Here is a 20,706-nt window from a genome sequence, read left to right as displayed (position 1 = left end):
GGAGAGGGCATCGTGTCAGCAGTGAACAGTTTCGGGGCGAAAGACACGCTCCAGGTCGGTGACCAGGCCTACGAGATCTTCCGTCTCGACACCGTGCCGGGCTACGAGAAGCTTCCGTTCAGCCTGAAGGTGCTGCTCGAGAACCTGCTCCGTACCGAAGACGGCAAGAACGTCACCAAGCAGCAGATCGAGGCGCTCGGTTCGTGGGTGCCGACCGCTGAGCCCGACACCGAGATCCAGTTCACCCCGGCTCGCGTGGTCATGCAGGACTTCACGGGCGTGCCCTGCATCGTCGACCTCGCAACGATGCGCGAGGCCGTGCTCGCGCTCGGCGGCGACCCGAACAAGATCAACCCGCTCGCCCCCGCCGAGATGGTCATCGACCACTCCGTCATCGCCGACCTCTTCGGCACCGAGAACGCCCTCGAGCGCAACGTCGAGATCGAGTACGAGCGCAACGGCGAGCGCTACCAGTTCCTGCGCTGGGGACAGACGGCGTTCGACGACTTCAAGGTCGTTCCCCCGGGCACCGGCATCGTGCACCAGGTCAACATCGAGCACCTCGCGAAGGTCACCTTCACCCGCACCGTCGACGGTGTCCTCCGCGCGTACCCCGACACCTGCGTCGGCACCGACTCGCACACCACGATGGTCAACGGCCTCGGCGTGCTCGGCTGGGGCGTCGGCGGCATCGAGGCAGAGGCGGCCATGCTCGGCCAGCCCGTCTCGATGCTCATCCCCAAGGTCGTCGGCTTCAAGCTCTCGGGCGCGATCCCCACCGGCGTCACGGCCACCGACGTCGTACTCACCATCACCGACATGCTGCGCAAGCACGGCGTGGTCGGCAAGTTCGTGGAGTTCTACGGCTCGGGTGTCGCGTCGGTACCGCTCGCCAACCGCGCGACGATCGGCAACATGAGCCCCGAGTTCGGCTCGACCGCCGCGATGTTCCCCATCGACGACGTCACGCTCGACTATCTGCGCCTCACCGGTCGCAGCGACGAGCAGGTCGCCCTCGTCGAGGCGTATTCGAAGGCCCAGAAGCTCTGGCACGACGCCGACAGCGAGCCCGCGTTCAGCGAGTACATGGAACTCGACCTCGGCACCGTGGTCCCGTCCATCGCCGGTCCCAAGCGTCCGCAGGACCGCATCGAGCTGTCCGGCTCGAAGGCCGCCTTCGAGAAGGACCTGCTGAACTACGCGACGGTCGACCACGACCTCGTCGACCTCGAGATCTCCGAGTCGTTCCCGGCCTCCGACCCGCCCGGCAACACTCCCGAAGACGAGTACAACCACCACGAGCACCACCACCGCAGCCACGCCCCGGCAACGGCCTCGAACCCCACTGCCGTGACGCTCGCCGGCGGCGAGAAGTTCACGCTCGACCACGGTGCGGTCGCGATCGCCGCGATCACCTCGTGCACCAACACGTCGAACCCCTCGGTCATGCTCGCGGCGGGGCTGCTCGCCCGCAATGCCGCCAAGAAGGGCCTCAAGGCGAAGCCGTGGGTCAAGACCACGCTCGCTCCGGGCTCGAAGGTCGTCACCGACTACTACGAGAAGGCCGGTCTCACGAAAGACCTCGAAGACCTCGGTTTCTACACCGTCGGTTACGGCTGCACCACCTGCATCGGCAACTCGGGTCCGCTGATCGACGAGATCTCCGCGGCCGTCAATGAGAAGGACCTGGCGGTCACCGCGGTGCTCTCGGGCAACCGCAACTTCGAGGGACGCATCAATCCCGACGTCAAGATGAACTACCTCGCGAGCCCGCCGCTCGTGATCGCCTACGCCCTCGCCGGGTCGATGAATTTCGACTTCGAGGTCGACGCGCTCGGCAAGGACGGCGACGGCAACGACGTGTTCCTCCGAGACATCTGGCCCGACGCCGCCGAGGTGCAGGAGACGATCGACACCTCGATCGACAAGGACATGTTCACCCACCAGTACGCGAGCGTCTTCGAGGGCGACGAGCGGTGGCGCAACCTCGAGACTCCGACCGGTTCGGTGTTCGAATGGGACGAGGCATCCACCTACGTCCGCAAGCCCCCGTACTTCGACGGCATGACGATGCAGACGACTCCGGTCGCCGACATCGCCGGCGCCCGAGTGCTCGCCAAGCTCGGCGACTCGGTGACGACCGACCACATCAGCCCCGCCGGCTCGATCAAGGCCGACAGCCCGGCCGGCCAGTACCTCACCGAGCACGGCGTCGAGCGCAAGGACTTCAACTCCTACGGCTCGCGTCGCGGCAACCACGAGATCATGATCCGTGGCACGTTCGCGAACATCCGCCTGAAGAACCAGCTCCTCGACGGCATCGAGGGCGGCTACACGCGCGACTTCACCCAGGCCGACGGCCCGCAGTCGTTCATCTACGACGCGAGCCAGAACTACCAGGCGCAGGGCACCCCGCTCGTGATCTTCGGCGGCAAGGAGTACGGGTCGGGCTCGTCGCGCGACTGGGCTGCCAAGGGCACGAGCCTGCTCGGTGTCAAGGCGGTCATCACCGAGAGCTTCGAGCGCATCCACCGCTCGAACCTCATCGGCATGGGTGTCGTTCCGCTGCAGTTCCCCGCGGGCGAGAGCTGGGCGTCACTGGGGCTCGACGGCACCGAGGTCGTCTCGATCACCGGCCTCGAGGCGCTGAACGACGGCGTCACCCCGAAGACCGTGCGCGTCGTCGCCGAGCCGAGCGATCACTCGCCTGCCGGAAAGCAGACCGTCGAGTTCGACGCGGTCGTGCGCATCGACACCCCTGGTGAGGCCGACTACTACCGCAACGGCGGAATCCTGCAGTACGTGCTGCGCTCGCTCGTCTGAGTACGGCAGCTTCGGGGCGATCGGCGCACGTACCGATCGCCCCGAAGTCTGCCCGGGCTCCCAGCGAGCCAAGCGTAGACTCGTTCCGTTCGGCGGCTCGGCCGCGATACCCCGGAGGCAACGAATGACCCTGCTCGAGACCATCTCCGGACCGCGCGATCTCGACGCGTTGACCCACGAGCAGCTCGACCAGCTCGCGCGTGAGATCCGCGACTACCTCGTGGAGTCGGTGTCGAAGACCGGTGGGCATCTCGGTCCGAACCTCGGCGTCGTCGAGATGACGATCGCCATCCACCGCGTCTTCGACTCACCGCGTGACGCGATCGTCTTCGACACCGGGCACCAGTCCTACGTGCACAAGCTGCTCACGGGGCGCCGAGACCTCTCGACCCTCCGCGCGACCGGCGGTCTCGCCGGGTACCCGCAGCGCGCCGAATCCGAGCACGACATCGTCGAGAGCTCGCACGCGTCGAGCTCACTGTCGTGGGCCGACGGCATCTCGCGTGCGTTCGAGATGACCGGCCAACATGATCGCCACGTCGTCGCCGTCGTCGGCGACGGCGCGCTCACGGGCGGCATGACGTGGGAGGCCCTGAACAACATCTCCGACGACAACACCCGCAACCTGGTGGTCGTCGTCAACGACAACGGCAGGTCGTACGCGCCGACGATCGGGGGCATGGCGCGCTTCCTGAACACCGTGCGCACCCAGCAGAGCTACCGCAGCCTGCACCTGTCGAGCCGTCGCGCGTTCGACCGCATGGGCGCGCCCGCTCGCGCGTTCTACCGGGGCGTTCGGGGTGGCCTGCACGGGTTCCTCAGTCGATTCACCGACAACGAGGCCCTGTACTCGAACCTCGAGATCAAGTACATCGGCCCCATCGACGGCCACGACGAGCACGCCATGGAATGGGCCCTCCGCCAGGCGAAGGACTACGGGGCGCCCGTCATCGTGCACGCGATCACCGAGAAGGGCCGTGGGTACGAGCCCGCCCGTCTCGATGCGGCCGACCAGTTCCACGCGGTGGGCCAGATCGATCCCGAGACCGGGGAGTCGCTCGAGTCACCGTCGGCTCCCTCGTGGACCTCGGTGTTCGCCGATGAGCTCGTGCGCCTGGCCGAGCGCGACGACCGCCTCGTCGGCATCACGGCCGCCATGCTGCGGCCCACCGGACTGCACCGCATGGCTGAGCGATTCCCGAGCCGTGTGCTCGACGTCGGCATCGCCGAACAGCACGCCGCGACCTCGGCTGCGGGTCTCGCGTTCGGAGGCCTGCACCCGGTCGTCGCGGTCTACGCGACGTTCATCAACCGGGCGTTCGACCAGGTGCTCATGGACGTGGCGCTGCACAAGGCCGGCGTGACGTTCGTGCTCGATCGCGCCGGGGTCACCGGGCCCGATGGACCGAGCCATCACGGCGTCTGGGATCTCTCGATCCTGCAGGTCGTGCCCGGCATCCGCATCGCCGCGCCGCGCGACTCGGTGCGCCTCGCCGAAGAGCTCGGTGAGGCCGTGGCGGTCGACGACGGGCCCACCGTGGTCCGTTTTCCGAAGGGCACGGTCGGCGTCGACTACGACGCGGTCCGCCGCACCGACGACGGCGTCGACGTGCTCGCGGAATCCGAGCGCAAGGACGTGCTGCTCGTCACCGTCGGACCGATGGCGGGGACCGGACTCCAGGTCGCCGAGCGACTCGAAGCGCAGGGCATCGGGGCCACGGTCGTCGACCCGCGCTGGGTGGTCCCCGTGGCACGAAGCCTCATCGAACTCGCGGCCGAGTACCGCATCGTCGTGAGCCTCGAAGACGGCATCCGCGTCGGCGGCATCGGCACGCGTATCCGCCAAGACCTTCGTGAGGCGGGCGTCGACACGGCCGTCACCGAGCTCGGCCTTCCCGATGAGTTCCTCGACCACGGCGCACGAAGCGACATCCTCGAGCGCGTCGGCCTGACCCCGCAGCACATCGCCCGCGACGTCACCGCCATGGTGCTGGGATCCAAACTGCCGCACGCACGCGGGGCCGGGTCCGAGTCGGGCCTCTCGACCGATACGCGTCCGCAGCCGCGCGTCTGACCTGCGTCGCCGCATCTCGGATCCGGGCAGCGGATGTCCCGCGTCACGGTGTCCCGGAGCCACGAATGGGGCCCTCGACGAGGGCCCCATTCGGTGTCGCGTCGAGCGCTACGCGCCGACTCCCGCGATCGGCGGGTGGTGGAACGTATCGCCGAACACCCGCTCGGACGCGCCGACGCGGTCGAGGTAGGGGGTCACACCGCCCATCTGGAACGGGAAACCGGCGCCGAGGATCATGCAGAGGTCGATGTCCTCGGGGGCGGCGACCACCTGGTCGTCGAGCATGAGCCGCACCTCGCGTGCCAGACCGTCTTGCAGGCTGATGAGGATGTCGTCGGCGCTGCGGGCGTTCTTGCCGCCCGAGACGATCTTCAGCGCACCTTTGTCGAAGCCCCTGACCTTGCCCTTGTCGTCCTTCTCGAGGAGCTTGCCGTACTCGGCGAGCCTGTGCAGGTTCTCGCTGCGGTAGAACCGGTCGGGGAAGGCCGCGTGGTGCGTGTCGAGCACGTGCGCGCCCACCTTGAGGCCGACGAGATCGAGCAGCGCCGACGGCGCCATCGGAAGGCCCAGCGGTGCGATCGCCTGGTCGACGGTCTCGAACGAGGTGCCCTCGTCGACGGCACGCATCGCCTCGCCGAGCAGCACCGCGAGCAGGCGGTTGACGACGAAGCCCGGGGTGTCGGCGGTGATGACCGCGTTCTTCTTGAGGTTCTTCGCCGTCACCATGGCGGTCGACAGCGTCGCGTCGTCGGTGTGCGGCGTCTTCACGACCTCGATGAGCGGCATGACGGCGACGGGCGTGAAGAAGTGGAAGCCCACCAGACGCTCGGGATGCGCGAGCTTCGCGCCGATCTGCTCGACCGAGAGCGACGACGTGTTCGTGGCGAGCACTGCCTCGGGAGAGAGGTGCGGCTCGATCTCGGCGAACACGTTCTGCTTGATCTCGAGTTCCTCGAAGACGGCCTCGATGACCCAGTCGCAATCGGCGAAGTCGGCCTTGTCGGTCGTTCCGGTGACGAGCGCCTTCAGTCGGTTCGCCTCGTCGGGGGAGATGCGGCCCTTCGCCAGCAGGGCGTCGACCTCGCCGGCGATGTAGGCCACGCCCTTGTCGACGCGCTCCTGGTCGACGTCGGTGATGACGACCGGGACCTGCAGTCGCCGCACGAAGAGCAGGGCGAGCTGGCTCGCCATATACCCCGCACCGATCACGCCGACCTTGGTGACCTTCTTCGCGAGCGCCTTGTCGGGGGCGCCGGCGGGCCGCTTCGTGCGCTTCTGCACGAGGTTGAACGAGTACACGGAGGCCTGCAGTTGGTCGCCTGCGATGAGGTCCGCGAGCACCTCGTCTTCGCGCTGGAACCCCTCGGCGCGGGTGCCGCCCTTCGCCGCCTTCATGAGGTCGAGGGCGGCGTACGGCGACTGCGGCACCGAGCCGATGCGGCTCTTCAGCATCTTCGCCGCGATGCCGATCGCGGCGTCCCACTTGACGAGGCGCTCCACCTTTCCGGGCTCATTCGGTCGCTTGACCTTCACGCGACCCGAGATCACGTCATCGGCCCAGCGGAGCGAGTCCTCGAGGTAGTTGACCGAAGGGAAGATCGCGTCGGCGATGCCCAGGTCGAGGGCGTCCTGGCCCTTGAGGGTGCGGTTCTGCTTCAGTGGATTCTCGATGACGACCTTGAGGGCGTTCTCGATGCCGATGAGGTTGGGGAGGATCGTGGCGCCGCCCCACCCGGGGATGAGGCCGAGGAACACCTCGGGCAGTGCCAGCGCCGGCGCGGAGGCATCGACCGTGCGGTAGTCGGCGTGCAGCCCGATCTCGAGGCCGCCGCCGAGTGCGAGACCGTTGTAGAAGGCGAACGACGGCACGCCGACTTCGCCGAGCTTGGCGAGCGCGTAGTGGCCGAGTTGCACGAACTTCTTCGCCGTCTCCTTGTCGGGGATCTCGGCGACTTTCGAGAGATCGGCACCGGCGGCGAGGATGAACGGCTTGCCGGTGACGGCGACCGCGTGGATCTCGCCGGCCGCCGCGCGCACCTTCAGCCCGTCGAGCGTGTTCGCGTACTCGAGCAGCGTTGCCGCCCCGAGCGTGTTCGGCCGCGTGTGGTCGCGTCCGTTGTCGAGGGTGATGAGCGCGAGCGTCTTGCCCGAAGTCAGGGGGATGTCGCGCACGTACGAGTGCGTGACGACCTCGTCGTCGCCCGCGAGGGCCACGAGCGAGTCGAAATCGATGGTCGAGTAGTCGGTCACGCCTTCTTCGCCTTCTTGTTGAAGTTGGGGTTCTCCCAGATCATGGTGCCGCCCTGGCCGAGGCCGACGCACATGCTGGTGATGCCGTAGCGCACGTCGGGACGCTCGGTGAACTGGCTCGCGAGCTGGTTCATCAGGCGTACGCCCGACGATGCCAGCGGGTGGCCCACGGCAATCGCGCCGCCCCACGGGTTGACGCGGGGATCGTCGTCGGCGATGCCGTAGTGGTCGAGGAACGAGAGCACCTGCACGGCGAACGCCTCGTTCATCTCGAAGAGGTCGATGTCGTCGATCGTGAGACCGCCCTTGCGGAGCGCCTTCTCGGTGGCCGGGATCGGTCCGATGCCCATGATCTCGGGGTCGACGCCGGCGAAGGCGTAGCTCACGAGCTTCATCTTGGGGGTGAGCCCGAGTTCCTTCGCAATGCTGCCCGAGGCGAGGATCGCGGCGGTCGCGCCATCGTTGAGCCCCGACGCGTTGCCGGCGGTGATGCGTCCATGGGGGCGGAACGGGGTCTTCAGGCCCGCGAGTCCCTCGAGCGTGGTCTCGGGACGCATGACCTCGTCGCGCGTGGCGAGGCCCCACCCCTCGTCGGTGCGGACCGCGACCGAGACGAGGTCCTGCTGGATCTTGCCCGCATCGTACGCGGCGGCGGTCTTCTGCTGGCTCGCAAGCGCGTAGCGGTCGCTGCGCTCCTTCGTGAGCTGGGGGAACCGGTCGTGGATGCGCTCGGCGGTCGCGCCCATGACGAGGGCGTCCTCGCCGACGAGGCGCTCGCTGAGGAAGCGGGGGTTCGGGTCGACTCCCGAGCCCATGGGGTGATGCCCCATGTGCTCGACGCCGCCGGCGATCGCGAGGTCGTACATGCCGAACCCGATCGAACCGGCCATCATCGCGGCGGAGGTCATCGCTCCGGCGCACATGCGGTCGATCGCGAAACCCGGCACGGTCTTCGGCAGACCGGCGAGGATCGCGGCGGTGCGGCCGATGGTCAGGCCCTGGTCGCCGCTCTGGGTCGTGGCCGCGATCGCGACGTCGTCGATTCGGTCCTTCGGCACGTTCGGATTGCGCTCGAGGAGTCCGACGATCGCCTTCACGACGAGATCGTCGGCCCGGGTGTTCCAGTACATGCCCTTGTCGCCGGCCTTGCCGAACGGGGTGCGGACCCCATCGACGAACACGACTTCAGCTTGATCAGCCACGCTGCAGCTCACTTTCGATCAGGATGCACCGATCCTACGAACCCGTCGTGAACGCGGCGGAATCGGTTGATGGAACCTACGAATCGGTGGAGGTGGCGTCACGCAAGGATTGTGATGCCTCGACAAAGGCTTCGGCGATTGTCTGTGAGGTTGCCTCAACCTGCCAGGCGCGGGCGCCGAGCTCGCCGAGCGCCGCGCTGATCGATGCGGCGTCGGGATTCGCGGGAGGCGACCAGGCGACTCGACGCAGGAAGTCGGGGGTGAGCAGGTTCTCGACGGGCATGCCGAACGACTCGGCCACCTCGGCCACGGCCCCCTTCGCGACCCGCAGTCGCGCGTCGGCCTCGGGGTTGCGCGATGCCCATGCGCGGGGAGGCGGCGGCGAGTCGCTGGGCACCCTCACGGCGGGCAGCTCGGTGGTCGTGATCCCGCGCTCGATCGCGGCCCACCACCGGTCGAGTTCGGTGCGGCTCGCACGCCCGGTGAAGTCGCGCATGTCGGCGAGTGCGCGTCGCGTCGACGGAAGCGTGCGAGCGACGGCGAGGATCGACGCGTCGGGGACGAGGCGGCCGGGCGCACTGTCGAGTTCGACCGCGAGTGCGTCGCGCGAGAGCCACAGTTCACGGGCCACCGCAAGGTTGCGAGGACTCCGCATGGCGTGGATGCCGGAGAGTCGGCGCCAGGGTTCGGCGGCCGGGGGCTTCGCGGCGCGGTGCAGCACTGCGTCGAACTCCTGGGCCGCGAGTTCGCTCTTGCCCGCCTCGACCAGTCGCTCGGCCAGCCGGTCGCGCACGTCGACGAGCAGTTCCACGTCGAGCGCCGCGTACTTGAGCCATGACTGCGGCAGAGGCCGCGTCGACCAGTCGGCCGCCGAGTGCTCCTTCGCCAGCTTGACGTCGAGCAACTCCTCGACGACCGACGCGAGCCCGACGCGCGGCATTCCGAGCAGTCGCGCAGCCAGTTCGGTGTCGAAGATGCGGTCGGGGTCGAGACCGACCTCGCGCAGGCAGGCGAGGTCTTGGCTCGCCGCGTGCAGCACCCATTCGTCGGCACGGATGGCCGTCTCGAGCGCCGAGAAGTCGGGGATCTGCGGCGGGTCGAAGAGGAACGTGCCCGCGCCTCGTCGGTACATCTGGATGAGGTAGGCGCGCTGCGAGTAGCGGAATCCGCTCGCCCGCTCAGCGTCGACCGCAATGGGGCCGTCGCCGTCGAGGAGTCGCCGCACGGCGTCATCGAACTCAGCGGGCGTCTCGATCACCCGGAACTCATCCACGGTGCGACCTCCGACGTGGCAGTGCGGTCACCCCTTCCGAACGGGGCGGGAGCCCTGCAAGCATGCACAACAACTCACCCCAGCCTTCCACATGCGGGCCCACTGCGGCGTCGAGGGGCGTCCACGAGGCGCGCAGTTCGATCTGGGCCCCATCTCCCTGATGCGCCAACTCGCCGAATCCGGTCGAGAGGATCTTGGTCGCGGTCCCCGAGGCGGCGATGTAGCGGGCGCCCCGCGCGTCGAGCGCGTCGATGAGCCACGACCACGCCACATCCGCCAGGAACGGGTCGAGGCCGATGTCGGTCTCGAGCGGCGCCTGCGCGAAGCACACGACGCGGAATCGGCCACCCCACGCCTCGGGTTCGGCCGGGTCGTACAACAGGATGAATCGGCCGGTGCCCAGCTCGGAGTCGTCGCCATGGCGCGAAGGTGAGACATCCGCCGACAATGCGATCGCGAAGGGCGCGAGCGATGCGGGAGCGGTGATCTCGGAGATCGCCAGCTCCTTGCGCGGCGCAGCGGCGCGCAGCGAGGCGAGTGCGGCCTCGAACTCGGCCGGCGTCTGGTTCGCATCGTCGGGCACGTCTGCAGACTAGAGTCTCGATCGGAACGCACGTGGGCGGCACGCCGCGCCCGGGTGCACCTGAGCAGCACCGTCGGGAGGGATCGCATGGTTCGGGGTCGCAGGGTCGGAGTGATCGGTATCGCGACCGCCGCAGCCGCGCTGCTCGCAGCCGGCGTCGCGGCAGCGGCCACGGCCGCCGCAGTGCTCACGGTGGTGATGGCGCGCCGTGTCGTGACGCCGCCCGCCCAGCGCGAGGAGGACATCCGAATCCTCGAGGTGGACCCGGTCGGAGCCGAGATCGTGCTCGAAGACTCCGTCGAGGCGCGAATGCGCGGGCGCTACGGCTTCTGGTTCGACCGCGACGCGGGCCACGCGCGGTTCGGCGATGTCGTCTTCAGCGACGACGGCGTGGTGCGTCGGCGCATCGAGTCGGTCGACTTCGGGCGGCTCGCGCGCGCGTCACGCGGTCGCGTCGACAGCGCGTTCCACCTCGGGCCGTGGGAGCTCGACCTGCCGTACGAGAACGTGATCGTCGAGACGACGCTCGGCCCGGCGCCCGCCTGGTTCGTTCCCTCCGACGATCGTCGACGCTGGGTGATCCAGGTGCACGGCCGGGGCGCGAAGCGCACCGAGGGGCTGCGCGCCGTGAGGCCGACGCACGAGGCCGGTTGGAACTCGCTCCTCATCTCGTATCGCAACGACGGCGAGGCGCCCGAGAGCGTCGACCGCAAGTACGGTCTCGGCGGTACCGAGTGGGCCGATGTGGTCGACGCCGTCCACTTCGCCGAGGGGCAGGGTGCCCGGGAGATCGTGCTGATGGGCTGGTCGATGGGCGGGGCGACCGTGTTGCAGGCCGTCCTGCGCTCCGCGAAGGCTCGCGAGCGGCTCGTCGGCGTCGTGCTCGACTCGCCGGCGATCGACTGGGTCGACATCCTGCGCTTCCAGGGCAGCGCGCTCGGCCTGCCCCGCGCGATCGGCGACAGCGTGTCGCAGCTGCTCGGCGGCCCGTTCAGCGGCGGGCTCACCGGCGTGGCGGCTCCGATCAGCCTCGAGGAGCTCGATCCGGTGGTGCGAGCCGACGAGTTCGACGTGCCGATCCTGCTCATGCACAGCGTCGACGACGGGTTCGTGCCCATCGACGGGTCACGCCGATTCGCGGCATCCCGCCCCGATCTCATCGAGTTCGAGGTGTTCGAGGGTGCCCGCCATACCAAGCTCTGGAATCACGAGCCGGCGCGCTGGACGAACCTCATCACCGGCTGGCTGGAACGACGCTCCGAGAGCACTCAGCAGCTCGGCGACGAGGCCGAGATCGTGGGCTGAACGAGCCCTACGCGCCGGCCACCTGCGCAGCGACGCGCTCGCGCAGCTGCCGTTTGGCGCGTGCGAGCATGCCCGTCATGCCGCGGACGCGCAAGGGAGACACCGCCACGCCGAGCCCGAGCGACTGGGGGTAGTCGGCCGGGACGTCGAGGACCTGCTGCACGGTCAAGCCGTCGAGACCCTGCACCAGGATCGACGCGAATCCACGGGTGGTCGGCGCCTCAGCCGGCGCCGTGGCGAACAGGTGCACGATGCCGTCGATGACCTCGACGAAGATGTACACCGGCGACTGGCATTCGACGACGCGCTCGAACAGGTCGGGGTGGTCGGCGTACCGCTCGGGCAGTTCGGGGAGTTCATTCGAGAACTCGAGCAGCAGCTGAAGCCGGTCGCGCACCTCGAGTGCGAGGAAGTCGTCGCGCGTCTCGGCGAGCGTCGCGGGAAGGGTCGTCTGGTCCATCCGTCCCATTCTCCCATGGCCGGCCGCGACCCCGACCCGACCGCCGTCAGCGTGCGGGGACGTCGCCGCGCTCGGTGCCGGTCACGATCGGGACGCGCACCGCGCTGCCCCACTCGGTCCACGAACCGTCGTAATTGCGCACCTTGTCGAAGCCGAGCAGGTGCGTGAGCACGAACCACGTGTGACTCGAACGCTCGCCGATGCGGCAGTAGGCGATGACGTCGTCGCCGTCGTCGAGCCCGACCTCGCCGCGGTAGATCGCGTCGAGTTCGTCACGGGACTTGAACGTGCCATCGGCGGCGGCGGCACGGGCCCAGGGCACGGATGCCGCGGTGGGAATGTGGCCCGCGCGGAGCGCGCCCTCTTCGGGGTACGCGGGTGCGGTCGTGCGCTCTCCGGTGTACTCCTCGGGTGAGCGGACGTCGATGAGCGGGTTTCCGAGGTGGGAGAGCACGTCATCCTTGAAGGCGCGCACGGCACGGTCGTCTCGTTCGACGACGGGGTACTCGACGAGCGCCACGTCGGGTGCTGCCGTGGTGAGCTCGCGGTTCTCTGCGATCCAGAGGTCGCGGCCGCCGTCGAGCAGGCGCACGTCTTCGTGGCCGAAGAGCGTGAAGACCCAGAGCGCGTAGGCGGCCCACCAGTTGTTCTTGTCGCCGTAGATGACGACCGTCGTGTCGCGGGAGATGCCCTTCGAACCGAGGAGGGCGGCGAACTGCTCGTCGTTCACGTAGTCGCGCACCACAGGGTCGTTGAGCTCGGTGTGCCAGTCGATCTTCACCGCGCCGGGGATGTGCCCCGTCTCGTAGAGCAGCACGTCCTCGTCGGATTCGACGACGACGAGGCCCGGTTCACCGAGGTGCGCGGCGAGCCAATCGGTCGTGACGAGACGCTCGGGGTGGGCGTACTCGGCGAGCTTCGGGGCTGCGTCGAACTCGGCGGACATGACTGCCTCCTGGATCGCCCGGTCGGGCGGGGACGAGTGGGGGAGCGGACTAGGCTGATGACCTGTCCACCACGAATCTACGCGGCGCGCGGGGCGAAGTCACCAGGCCCGTCATCCGATGCAACACGGGAGCTCCACCAGCATGACCTCGGCACCGAGCAAGACCCTCGTCCGCATCGTCGATCGCAATCCCACGATCTCCGGGGCCGAGATCGCGTCGGAACTCACGCCGCCACCGCAGTTCGAGCACGCGTCGTTCGAGTCGTATCGCCCCGACCCCGACTTCCCATCGCAGCAGGCGGCCCTCGACCGGCTCAACGCGTTCGCCGGAGCGTGGCGCGCCGCACAGCGGCCGGGCGGGTTCTTCTCGCGGAAACGGCCCGCGCGCATCGAGCTCCCCGGTGTCTACCTCGACGGCGGATTCGGCGTCGGCAAGACGCACCTGCTCGCCGCGCTCTGGCACGTCGCCCACGGGCCGAAGTACTTCGGCACGTTCATCGAGTACACAGCGCTCGTCGGCGCACTGGGGTACGCGCCGGCCGTGCAGCTCCTCAAGGGCGCGCGCCTCATCTGCATCGACGAGTTCGAGCTCGACGACCCGGGCGACACGATGCTGATGACCCGCTTCCTCGGTGAGCTGATGGCCGGCGGCACGCGGGTGGCGGCGACGTCGAACACGCCCCCGAACGCGCTCGGCGAGGGGCGCTTCGCCGCCGCCGACTTCCTCCGCGAGATCCACGCGCTGTCGTCGAACTTCGAGACGCTGCGCATCGACGGCCTCGACTACCGCCGTCGCGCCACCGAGGGGCATGCGGCCGCGCTCGGCCCCGACCACGACGTCGCGCACACGGCAGACGCACTCGCCGCACGCGGGCACGCGATCTCGCTCGACGGGTTCGACGAGCTCATCGCGCATCTCGCGACCGTGCACCCCTCGAAGTACGTGAAGCTCATCGACGGCATCGAGGTCATCGCGCTCGACGGCGTGCACGAGCTCACCGACCAGAACGCAGCGCTGCGCCTCGTGGCGTTCATCGACCGCGTTTACGACGCCGAGGTGCCGATCGTCGCGAGCGGACTCCCGCTCGACGAGGTCTTCGGCGGCGACATGATGAACGGCGGCTATCGCAAGAAGTACCTGCGTGCGATGTCGCGCATGATCGCCCTCACCACGGGTGAGCTCCCGCCGCACGACTGACACGGCAAACGACATCCGCTGATCTCGGGGTCACTCACGGCGCCCCGAAACACGCTCGTTACACGACGCCCGTTTTCGTAACCGACGCGAAATGAACGATGCAGTCCCGCCGAAACGTCCCGGCACCAGTCTGAACGCTGTACCCGAGACCGGCGCAGGTTCTGACCACCTCGAGTACGTCCCCTGCAGATTCACGAGGTGTGAGGAATTTCAATGGATACGGGAAGCATTGCGTGGGCGATCACGGCCACAGCGCTCGTGCTGTTCATGACGCCGGGTGTCGCCTTCTTCTACGGCGGCCTGGTCAAGGCGAAGAGCGTCGTCAGCATGATGATGATGAGCTTCGGCGCGCTCGGGCTCGTCAGCGTGCTCTGGGTGTTGTACGGCTTCAACATGAGCGCCGTGGGCGGCGTCTGGGACTTCGCGGGCAACCCGTTCTCGGACTTCGGCCTCGGCTCGCTCGCCACGGGCGAGTCGGCGAACACCGACCTGATCGGCGTCGCGTTCGGCGCGACGTTCGCGATCATCACCGTCGCCCTGATCTCGGGTGCCATCGCAGACCGGGCGAAGTTCGGGTCGTGGATGATCTTCGCCGGCATCTGGGCGACGCTCGTCTACTTCCCGGTCGCCGCGTGGGTCTGGGGCGGGGGCTGGATCCTCAACCTCGGTGAGTCCCTCGGCCTGCCGGCCGTCATCGACTACGCCGGCGGAACCGCGGTGCACATCAACGCAGGCGCCGCGGCACTCGCCCTGGCGCTCGTGCTCGGCAAGCGCGTCGGGTTCCAGAAGGGAATGGACAAGCCCCACAACGTGCCGCTGACGCTCCTCGGCGCTGCCGTGCTGTGGTTCGGCTGGTTCGGCTTCAACGCCGGTGCAGAATGGCTCAACGGGCTCGCGAACACCGGACTCATCGTTCTCAACACCCTCGGCGCGACCGCAGCGGCGATCCTCGGCTGGCTCGTCGTCGAGAAGATCAAGGACGGCAAGCCGACGGCCGTCGGTGCCGCATCGGGCGCGATCGCCGGTCTGGTCGCGATCACCCCGGCATGTGCCAACCTCGAGCCCGGCTGGGCGCTGCTGCTCGGTGTCGTCGCCGGTGCGGTCTGCGCCTTCGCGATCGAACTGAAGTTCAAGCTCGGCTTCGACGACTCGCTCGACGTGGTCGGCATCCACCTCGTCGGCGGCCTCATCGGAACGCTGTACCTCGGCTTCTTCGCGATCGACACCGGCCTCTTCACCGGTGGCGGGCTCGGACAGCTCGCGGTGCAGGCCATCGCCGCCTTCGCCGTGCTGATCTACTCGTTCGTCATCGCCTGGGTGCTCGGCTTCGCGATCGAGAAGACGATCGGCTTCCGCGTGAAGAACGAGGACGAGATCGCCGGCATCGACACGGTGGTCCACGGCCACGAGGGGTACGCGCTCGAGAACGTCTGAGCGGTCCTGACTGCCTGAGGGCGGTGGGGTAGTGTGCCGGTGTGACAGACACCAGCCGCTTCCTCACCGCCCTCGGTCGTGTGCTGCGACCCCTGTTCACGAGCGGCTCGAAGCAACGGGCGGATGTCTCGACGCCGCGCCGCGCGCGAACGGCCACGGTGACGCCGGGGGAGGCCGAGGTCTCCCCGGGGCAGGCGGGCGACGACGCCACGATCGAGATCGACCCGCGACGACTGCGCACGGTTCGGCTCGCCTACACCCCTGAGCGCGACGGCGAGCCCGACCCGGGCGAGATCGTGTGGACCTGGGTGCCCTACGAGGAGCGCGACGGGCGCGGCAAGGACCGTCCCGTGGTGATCGTCGCGGCATCGAATGCGGGCGACTTCCTCGCGGTGCAGCTGACGAGCAAGGCCCACGACGGCGATCGCGATTTCGTGGCCCTGGGCGACGGCGCGTGGGACTCCGAGGGCCGCCCGAGCTGGGCGCGCATCGACCGGGTGTTCCGAGTGCGCGCCGGAGGGATGCGCCGTGAGGCGTCATCCCTCGATTCGCGGCGCTATTCCCTCGTTGCCGAGGCGCTCGCCGCTCGGTACGGCTGGGGCTGACGACGCCGGTCCTCCTGGGAGCCGGCGCGCTCGCGTCGTGCGGTGGCGCGTCGGTCAATGACGCGGCGGACGGTGCAGGCCGAAGGGCGAGCCCTGGTCGTCGCGGCACATGCGGAACTCGCCGAAGATCGCAGTCGAGGCCTCGTCGTCGCCCGGTGCCGATTCGACGGTGCCGCCGAGCCGTTCGACCGCGGCCGTCGCGGCGTCGAGGTCGTCGACCCTGAAGAAGACGTACGGCGCGGCACCCTGATCGTCGCCGTGCACGCCCGCCGGAACCCCCGCGCCGTCGATCACGTAGCCACCGCCGCCCGGCCCGGACTCGAAGGACCAGCCGAACAGCTTGCCGTAGAACGTGCGGGCGGTCATCGCGTCGGCCGCCCCGAACTCGATGAACGAGATCTCACCGGACATGGAATCCTCCTCGCGTCGATGCGGGCCAGATGGCGGTCACGCTAGACGCAGGATACGGAGGCCGCAATGGGGTTGACCGAGTGCGGCAACGAAGAACGCCCCCAGTGGAGTGGGGGCGTTCGTGGGCGATGCCGGGCTCGAACCGACGACCTCTTCCGTGTGAAGGAAGCGCGCTACCAGCTGCGCCAATCGCCCATGTGGGATTCGCAGTCACGTGCGGTGACCGCGGACTCGATACTAGCCGACTGGGCAGCGCGAATGCACATCGGCGTGGCGCGCTCGGGTGCGGGGATGCCGTGTCGTCGGCGTCGGTCGGCTCGACACGCCCGGGCTTCTCGGACCGAATCTGGGAATGATCGGGGGGAACGTGCCACGCGGTCGGCTCAGTTTGTGATTCGTTCACCCAATCCGTTAGAGTCTCTCTGCACGCAGAAATGCGGGCAACGCGGATGTGGCGCAGTGGTAGCGCATCACCTTGCCAAGGTGAGGGTCGCGAGTTCGAATCTCGTCATCCGCTCTGATCGGGAATGAGCGCAAGTTCATTCCTGTTCTTCTGGTGGTGAACCCATGCACGGTGGATTGGCCGAGAGGCGAGGCAGCGGCCTGCAAAGCCGTATACACGGGTTCGAATCCCGTATCCACCTCCAAGCTGCGATGACCATCGCGGCTCTGGGCGATTGGCGCAGCGGTAGCGCGCTTCCCTGACACGGAAGAGGTCACTGGTTCGATCCCAGTATCGCCCACCAACACGAAGCCCCGGCCGTCGGCCGGGGCTTCTTTCGTCTCCCGTGGGAGTTCGGCTTACGGCTGGAAGGCCTCAAGTACGAGCGGCGGATGGCTGATGCGGGTGCTGAACCACGACCATGAGGCGCCCGACGTCTGCTCGATCGCCGCCCACGTGTCCTGGCCGGGTTGCACGTTCCGCAGGATCACGGTGATCGTGCGGCGTCCGCTGAACGAGATCGAGCCTGCGGCATCCACGACGCCGCTGCCCGCGTACCCGGTCGGCGCGAACGCGGCCGTGCCGAAGGCCTCGACGGCGAACGTGAACACGTAGGTGCCGGGCCCCGTGGCGCCGTATGCGCCGGGGCTGAAGTGCACCGACACTGCGGGGTTGCGGGTCGGCGACTCGCGGCGGTCGAAGCCGGCGTACGGCGTCGCGGCATCCGTCTGGAGGATGGTCGGGCGGATGAGCGTGATGCCCGTGCGACCCTTGCCGACCGTGCGGATCGGGGAGAGCGCCTCGATCGCGGTCCAGAAGACGGGTCCGCCGACGAGGTCGCCGACGCGGTACTTCGCCACCCAGTCCTCGACAGAGACATCCGGCTCGAAGTCGCCGACGCTGACGATGCGGTCGTCGTAGGCATCACCGAACGGGGATTCCTTCTCAGTGTTCATGAGGGAAACTCTAGAACCAGCTCCGGGTGGACGCGTCAGGGCGCGCCCCGAGGCGGCCGCTGAACGCATGGCCGGGACATCCGATCGCCGTGTTCCGCTGAGTCGCCCACGCAGGGCGGGCGCCCGGCGCACCACTACAGTTGAAGGGTTCGTTTTCGAGAATCCAAGGAGTGGATCAAGGTGGCCGACGGCTTCGCGCTCTTCACCGACCGATCCGTTGTCGCGATGCGCGTCAACGGCGAGCTGAAGGACCTCGCGACGACGGTGACCGACGACGATTCCGTCGAGCCCGTGACGATCGACTCGCCCGACGGACTGAACATCCTGCGGCACTCCGCCGCGCACGTGCTCGCCCAGGCCGTTCAGACCATCAACCCCGAGGCCAAGCTCGGCATCGGCCCGCCCGTCACCGACGGCTTCTACTACGACTTCGACGTGGCTGAGGCGTTCACCCCCGAGTCGCTGAAGGCGCTCGACAAAGAGATGGCCCGCATCATCCGGTCGGGTCAGCGCTTCGTTCGGCGTGTCGTCACCGACGACGAGGCGCGCGCCGAGCTCGCGACCGAGCCCTACAAGCTCGAGCTCATCGGGCTGAAGGGCGCTGCCGGTCACGGCGAAGGCAGCGGCGACGACCACGAGTCGGTCGAGGTCGGTGCGGGCGAGCTCACGATCTACGACAACGTCGACCCGAAGACCGGCGAGACGGTCTGGAAGGACCTCTGCCGCGGACCCCACCTGCCGAACACCCGCATGATCGGCAACGGCTGGGCGCTCATGCGCCTCGCGGCCGCGTACTGGCGGGGCTCCGAGAAGAACCCGCAGCTGCAGCGCATCTACGGCACCGCGTGGGCCACGAAAGACGAGCTGCGCGCCTACCAGCACCGCCTCGAGGAGGCGGCGAAGCGCGACCACCGCAAGCTCGGGCGCGAACTCGACCTGTTCAGCTTCCCCGACGAGATCGGCTCGGGGCTCTCGGTGTGGCATCCGCGCGGCGGCGTCGTGCGCATGGAGATGGAACAGCACGCACGGCGACGCCATATCGCCGACGGGTACACCTATGTGTACACGCCGCACATCTCGAAAGAGGACCTCTTCCTCCAGTCCAACCATCTCGTCACCTACAAAGAGGGCATGTTCCCGCCGATCACGATGGACGAGGAGCGCGACGACGACGGCAACATCACGAAGCAGGGCCAGGACTACTACCTGAAGCCCATGAACTGCCCGATGCACATCCTCATCTACAAGGAGCGGGGGCGCAGCTACCGCGACCTGCCGATGCGACTCGCCGAGAACGGCACCGTGTACCGCAACGAACTCTCGGGCGCGCTGCACGGACTCACCCGGGTGCGCGGCTTCACGCAGGACGACTCGCACCTCTTCGTCACCCCCGACCAGCTCGAGGAGGAAGCGACCAAGGTCATCGACTTCGTCATCTCGATGCTGCGCGACTTCGGCCTCGAGGACTTCGAACTCGAGCTGTCGATGCGCGACGACGAGAGCGACAAGTGGATCGGCTCGGAGGAGTTCTGGGACTACTCCACGAACGCACTGCGCAACGTCGCCCGTGCGAGCGGCCTCAAGCTCACCGAGATGCCCGGTGAGGCCGCGTTCTACGGGCCGAAGATCGACCTCAAGACACGCGACGCGATCGGCCGCACCTGGCAGCTCTCGACCGTGCAGGTCGACCCGAACCTGCCCGAGCGATTCGACCTGGAGTTCACCGACCGAGACGGGCAGAAGAAGCGCCCCATCATGATCCACCGGGCGCTGTTCGGCTCGATCGAACGCTTCTTCGCGATCCTCCTCGAGCACTACGCGGGCGCGTTCCCGGTGTGGCTCGCGCCGGTGCAGGTCGTGGGCATCCCGGTCGCCGACGAGTACGTACCGTACCTCGGTGCGATCATCGAGCTCCTGCGGGGGTACGGGGTGCGTGCCGAACTCGACACGAGCGACGACCGCATGCAGAAGAAGATCCGCACGCACACCACCCAGAAGGTGCCGTTCCAACTCATCGCCGGTGAGCACGACCGCGCCGGCGAGACGGTCAGTTTCCGGTTCCGCGACGGTACGCAGGAGAACGGCGTGGCGATCGACGAGGCGGTCGCGCACATCCGGGCGGCGATCGACGAGCGGCGCCAGGTCACGACTCGCGACGACCTCTTCGCATGACGAGCTATCAGCCTGACGAGTTCGACGGGATCCCGACCGACATGGCGGCCGATCTGGCCGGCGTGCCCGACGCGTTCCAGCGACTGTGGACGCCGCACCGGCTCGTGTACATCCAGCACGGCCAGCAGCCCGACGAACACGCGTGCCCGTTCTGCAGGGCGCCCGAGATGGACGATGAGCAGTCGCTCATCGTCGCGCGAGGGCGCCACGCCTACGTGCTGCTCAACCTGTTCCCCTACAACAGCGGGCACCTGCTCGTCTGTCCGTACCGCCATGTCGCGACGTACGACGAGGCGACCGCCGAAGAAGTCGCCGAGATCGGCGAACTCACGCAGGTGGCGATGCGCGTCGTGAAGCAGGTGTCGCATTGTGACGGCTTCAACATCGGCATGAACCAGGGCCGCATCGCCGGCGCGGGCATTGCCGAGCACCTGCATCAGCACATCGTGCCGCGCTGGGCGCTCGACTCGAACTTCTTCCCGATCATCGCAGGAACGAAGGCGCTGCCCCGACTGCTCGGCGAGGTCCGCCAGGAGATCGCCCAGGCCTGGCCCGCCTGAACCGACCGACCG

16 protein-coding genes and 4 tRNA genes are annotated in these 20,706 nt (G+C 68.3%); 11 read left to right on the top strand and 9 right to left on the bottom strand.

Going from position 1 to position 20,706, the window contains the following annotated elements:
* Positions 1-12: 12 nt before the first annotated feature.
* Both acnA and dxs read left to right on the top strand, forming a co-directional pair.
* The gene (acnA, locus tag LSF15_RS04495; RefSeq protein ID WP_308188420.1) at positions 13-2,823 is read left to right on the top strand and encodes an aconitate hydratase AcnA; all 2,811 of its coding nucleotides are present in this window, start codon (positions 13-15) and stop codon (positions 2,821-2,823) included.
* A 124-nt stretch (positions 2,824-2,947) separates the two neighbouring features.
* On the top strand, positions 2,948-4,897 hold the full coding sequence (dxs, locus tag LSF15_RS04490) for a 1-deoxy-D-xylulose-5-phosphate synthase (RefSeq protein WP_232497319.1): 1,950 nt from the start codon (positions 2,948-2,950) through the stop codon (positions 4,895-4,897).
* Positions 4,898-5,005: 108 nt separating this feature from the next.
* On the opposite strand, the gene LSF15_RS04485 is transcribed toward dxs, so the two are convergent.
* The 4 genes from LSF15_RS04485 to LSF15_RS04470 all read right to left on the bottom strand — a co-directional run bounded on the left by LSF15_RS04485 (position 5,006) and on the right by LSF15_RS04470 (position 10,205).
* On the bottom strand, positions 5,006-7,147 hold the full coding sequence (locus LSF15_RS04485) for a 3-hydroxyacyl-CoA dehydrogenase NAD-binding domain-containing protein (protein ID WP_232497318.1): 2,142 nt from the start codon (positions 7,145-7,147) through the stop codon (positions 5,006-5,008).
* A complete protein-coding gene (locus LSF15_RS04480) occupies positions 7,144-8,349 on the bottom strand; it encodes a thiolase family protein (protein ID WP_232497317.1) in 1,206 nt (401 codons plus the stop codon). The genes LSF15_RS04485 and LSF15_RS04480 overlap by 4 nt, the downstream gene beginning before the upstream one ends.
* A 76-nt stretch (positions 8,350-8,425) precedes the next feature.
* Positions 8,426-9,622, bottom strand: a complete 1,197-nt coding sequence (locus tag LSF15_RS04475) for a ribonuclease D (protein WP_232497316.1) — start codon at positions 9,620-9,622, stop codon at positions 8,426-8,428.
* Positions 9,615-10,205, bottom strand: coding sequence for a DUF3000 domain-containing protein (locus LSF15_RS04470; protein ID WP_232497315.1), 591 nt, complete (start codon positions 10,203-10,205; stop codon positions 9,615-9,617). Before LSF15_RS04470 ends, LSF15_RS04475 begins: the two co-directional genes overlap by 8 nt.
* Positions 10,206-10,316: 111 nt before the next feature.
* Between LSF15_RS04470 and LSF15_RS04465 the strand changes: the two genes are divergently transcribed.
* A complete protein-coding gene (locus LSF15_RS04465) occupies positions 10,317-11,510 on the top strand; it encodes an alpha/beta hydrolase family protein (protein ID WP_232497314.1) in 1,194 nt (397 codons plus the stop codon).
* 7 nt (positions 11,511-11,517) lie between these two features.
* On the opposite strand, the gene LSF15_RS04460 is transcribed toward LSF15_RS04465, so the two are convergent.
* Both LSF15_RS04460 and LSF15_RS04455 read right to left on the bottom strand, forming a co-directional pair.
* Complete coding sequence (locus tag LSF15_RS04460; protein ID WP_232497313.1) at positions 11,518-11,970, bottom strand: SufE family protein; 453 nt, start codon at positions 11,968-11,970, stop codon at positions 11,518-11,520.
* A 46-nt stretch (positions 11,971-12,016) separates the two neighbouring features.
* Positions 12,017-12,916, bottom strand: coding sequence for a sulfurtransferase (locus LSF15_RS04455; RefSeq protein WP_232497312.1), 900 nt, complete (start codon positions 12,914-12,916; stop codon positions 12,017-12,019).
* Positions 12,917-13,058: 142 nt separating this feature from the next.
* Here LSF15_RS04455 and zapE point away from each other — a divergent pair, with 142 nt between their 5' ends.
* The 3 genes from zapE to LSF15_RS04440 all read left to right on the top strand — a co-directional run bounded on the left by zapE (position 13,059) and on the right by LSF15_RS04440 (position 16,153).
* Positions 13,059-14,114 carry a cell division protein ZapE gene (gene zapE / locus LSF15_RS04450; RefSeq protein ID WP_232497311.1) on the top strand — a complete coding sequence of 352 codons (1,056 nt, stop codon included), beginning with the start codon at positions 13,059-13,061 and terminating at the stop codon, positions 14,112-14,114.
* A 213-nt stretch (positions 14,115-14,327) separates the two neighbouring features.
* The gene (locus tag LSF15_RS04445; RefSeq protein ID WP_232497310.1) at positions 14,328-15,548 is read left to right on the top strand and encodes an ammonium transporter; all 1,221 of its coding nucleotides are present in this window, start codon (positions 14,328-14,330) and stop codon (positions 15,546-15,548) included.
* A 41-nt stretch (positions 15,549-15,589) separates the two neighbouring features.
* Positions 15,590-16,153: a type II toxin-antitoxin system PemK/MazF family toxin gene (locus tag LSF15_RS04440; protein ID WP_232497309.1), complete on the top strand. Its 564-nt coding sequence runs from the start codon at positions 15,590-15,592 to the stop codon at positions 16,151-16,153.
* Between the two features lie 54 nt (positions 16,154-16,207).
* Here the strand turns inward: LSF15_RS04440 and LSF15_RS04435 are convergent, their stop codons facing one another.
* Both LSF15_RS04435 and LSF15_RS04430 read right to left on the bottom strand, forming a co-directional pair.
* Entirely contained in the window at positions 16,208-16,564 is a 357-nt protein-coding gene (locus LSF15_RS04435) for a VOC family protein (protein WP_232497308.1), read from the bottom strand.
* A 122-nt stretch (positions 16,565-16,686) separates the two neighbouring features.
* Positions 16,687-16,759 (bottom strand) — tRNA-Val (locus LSF15_RS04430).
* 250 nt (positions 16,760-17,009) lie between these two features.
* Here LSF15_RS04430 and LSF15_RS04425 point away from each other — a divergent pair.
* The 3 genes from LSF15_RS04425 (at position 17,010) to LSF15_RS04415 (ending at position 17,310) form a co-directional block, all read left to right on the top strand.
* Positions 17,010-17,081, top strand: a tRNA-Gly gene (locus LSF15_RS04425).
* A 56-nt stretch (positions 17,082-17,137) separates the two neighbouring features.
* A tRNA-Cys gene (locus LSF15_RS04420) sits at positions 17,138-17,211 on the top strand.
* A 24-nt stretch (positions 17,212-17,235) separates the two neighbouring features.
* Positions 17,236-17,310: transfer RNA gene (locus LSF15_RS04415), tRNA-Val, on the top strand.
* A gap of 55 nt (positions 17,311-17,365) precedes the next feature.
* Here LSF15_RS04415 and LSF15_RS04410 read toward each other — a convergent pair.
* The gene (locus LSF15_RS04410; RefSeq protein ID WP_232497307.1) at positions 17,366-17,962 is read right to left on the bottom strand and encodes a hypothetical protein; all 597 of its coding nucleotides are present in this window, start codon (positions 17,960-17,962) and stop codon (positions 17,366-17,368) included.
* Between the two features lie 225 nt (positions 17,963-18,187).
* On the opposite strand from LSF15_RS04410, the gene thrS reads away from it, so the two are divergent.
* Complete coding sequence (gene thrS, locus LSF15_RS04405) at positions 18,188-20,134, top strand: threonine--tRNA ligase (RefSeq protein WP_232497475.1); 1,947 nt, start codon at positions 18,188-18,190, stop codon at positions 20,132-20,134.
* Complete coding sequence (locus tag LSF15_RS04400) at positions 20,131-20,694, top strand: HIT family protein (RefSeq protein ID WP_232497306.1); 564 nt, start codon at positions 20,131-20,133, stop codon at positions 20,692-20,694. Before thrS ends, LSF15_RS04400 begins: the two co-directional genes overlap by 4 nt.
* The last annotated feature ends 12 nt before the right edge of the window (positions 20,695-20,706 follow it).

The organism is Agromyces humatus, from assembly GCF_021228295.1.
Taxonomy (GTDB): Bacteria; Actinomycetota; Actinomycetes; order Actinomycetales; family Microbacteriaceae; genus Agromyces; species Agromyces humatus.
Note: the sequence above shows the minus strand (reverse complement) of the source record. Positions and strands in the feature narration are given on the sequence as shown.

What these genes read in the sequence shown, in the direction of transcription:
- dxs (WP_232497319.1), top strand. Translation starts at nt 2,948, where the DNA reads ATGACCCTGCTCGAGACCATCTCCGGACCGCGCGATCTCGACGCGTTG.
- LSF15_RS04460 (WP_232497313.1), bottom strand. Translation starts at nt 11,970, where the DNA reads ATGGACCAGACGACCCTTCCCGCGACGCTCGCCGAGACGCGCGACGAC.
- LSF15_RS04455 (WP_232497312.1), bottom strand. Translation starts at nt 12,916, where the DNA reads ATGTCCGCCGAGTTCGACGCAGCCCCGAAGCTCGCCGAGTACGCCCAC.
- zapE (WP_232497311.1), top strand. Translation starts at nt 13,059, where the DNA reads ATGACCTCGGCACCGAGCAAGACCCTCGTCCGCATCGTCGATCGCAAT.
- LSF15_RS04445 (WP_232497310.1), top strand. Translation starts at nt 14,328, where the DNA reads ATGGATACGGGAAGCATTGCGTGGGCGATCACGGCCACAGCGCTCGTG.
- LSF15_RS04435 (WP_232497308.1), bottom strand. Translation starts at nt 16,564, where the DNA reads ATGTCCGGTGAGATCTCGTTCATCGAGTTCGGGGCGGCCGACGCGATG.
- LSF15_RS04410 (WP_232497307.1), bottom strand. Translation starts at nt 17,962, where the DNA reads ATGAACACTGAGAAGGAATCCCCGTTCGGTGATGCCTACGACGACCGC.
- thrS (WP_232497475.1), top strand. Translation starts at nt 18,188, where the DNA reads ATGCGCGTCAACGGCGAGCTGAAGGACCTCGCGACGACGGTGACCGAC.
- LSF15_RS04400 (WP_232497306.1), top strand. Translation starts at nt 20,131, where the DNA reads ATGACGAGCTATCAGCCTGACGAGTTCGACGGGATCCCGACCGACATG.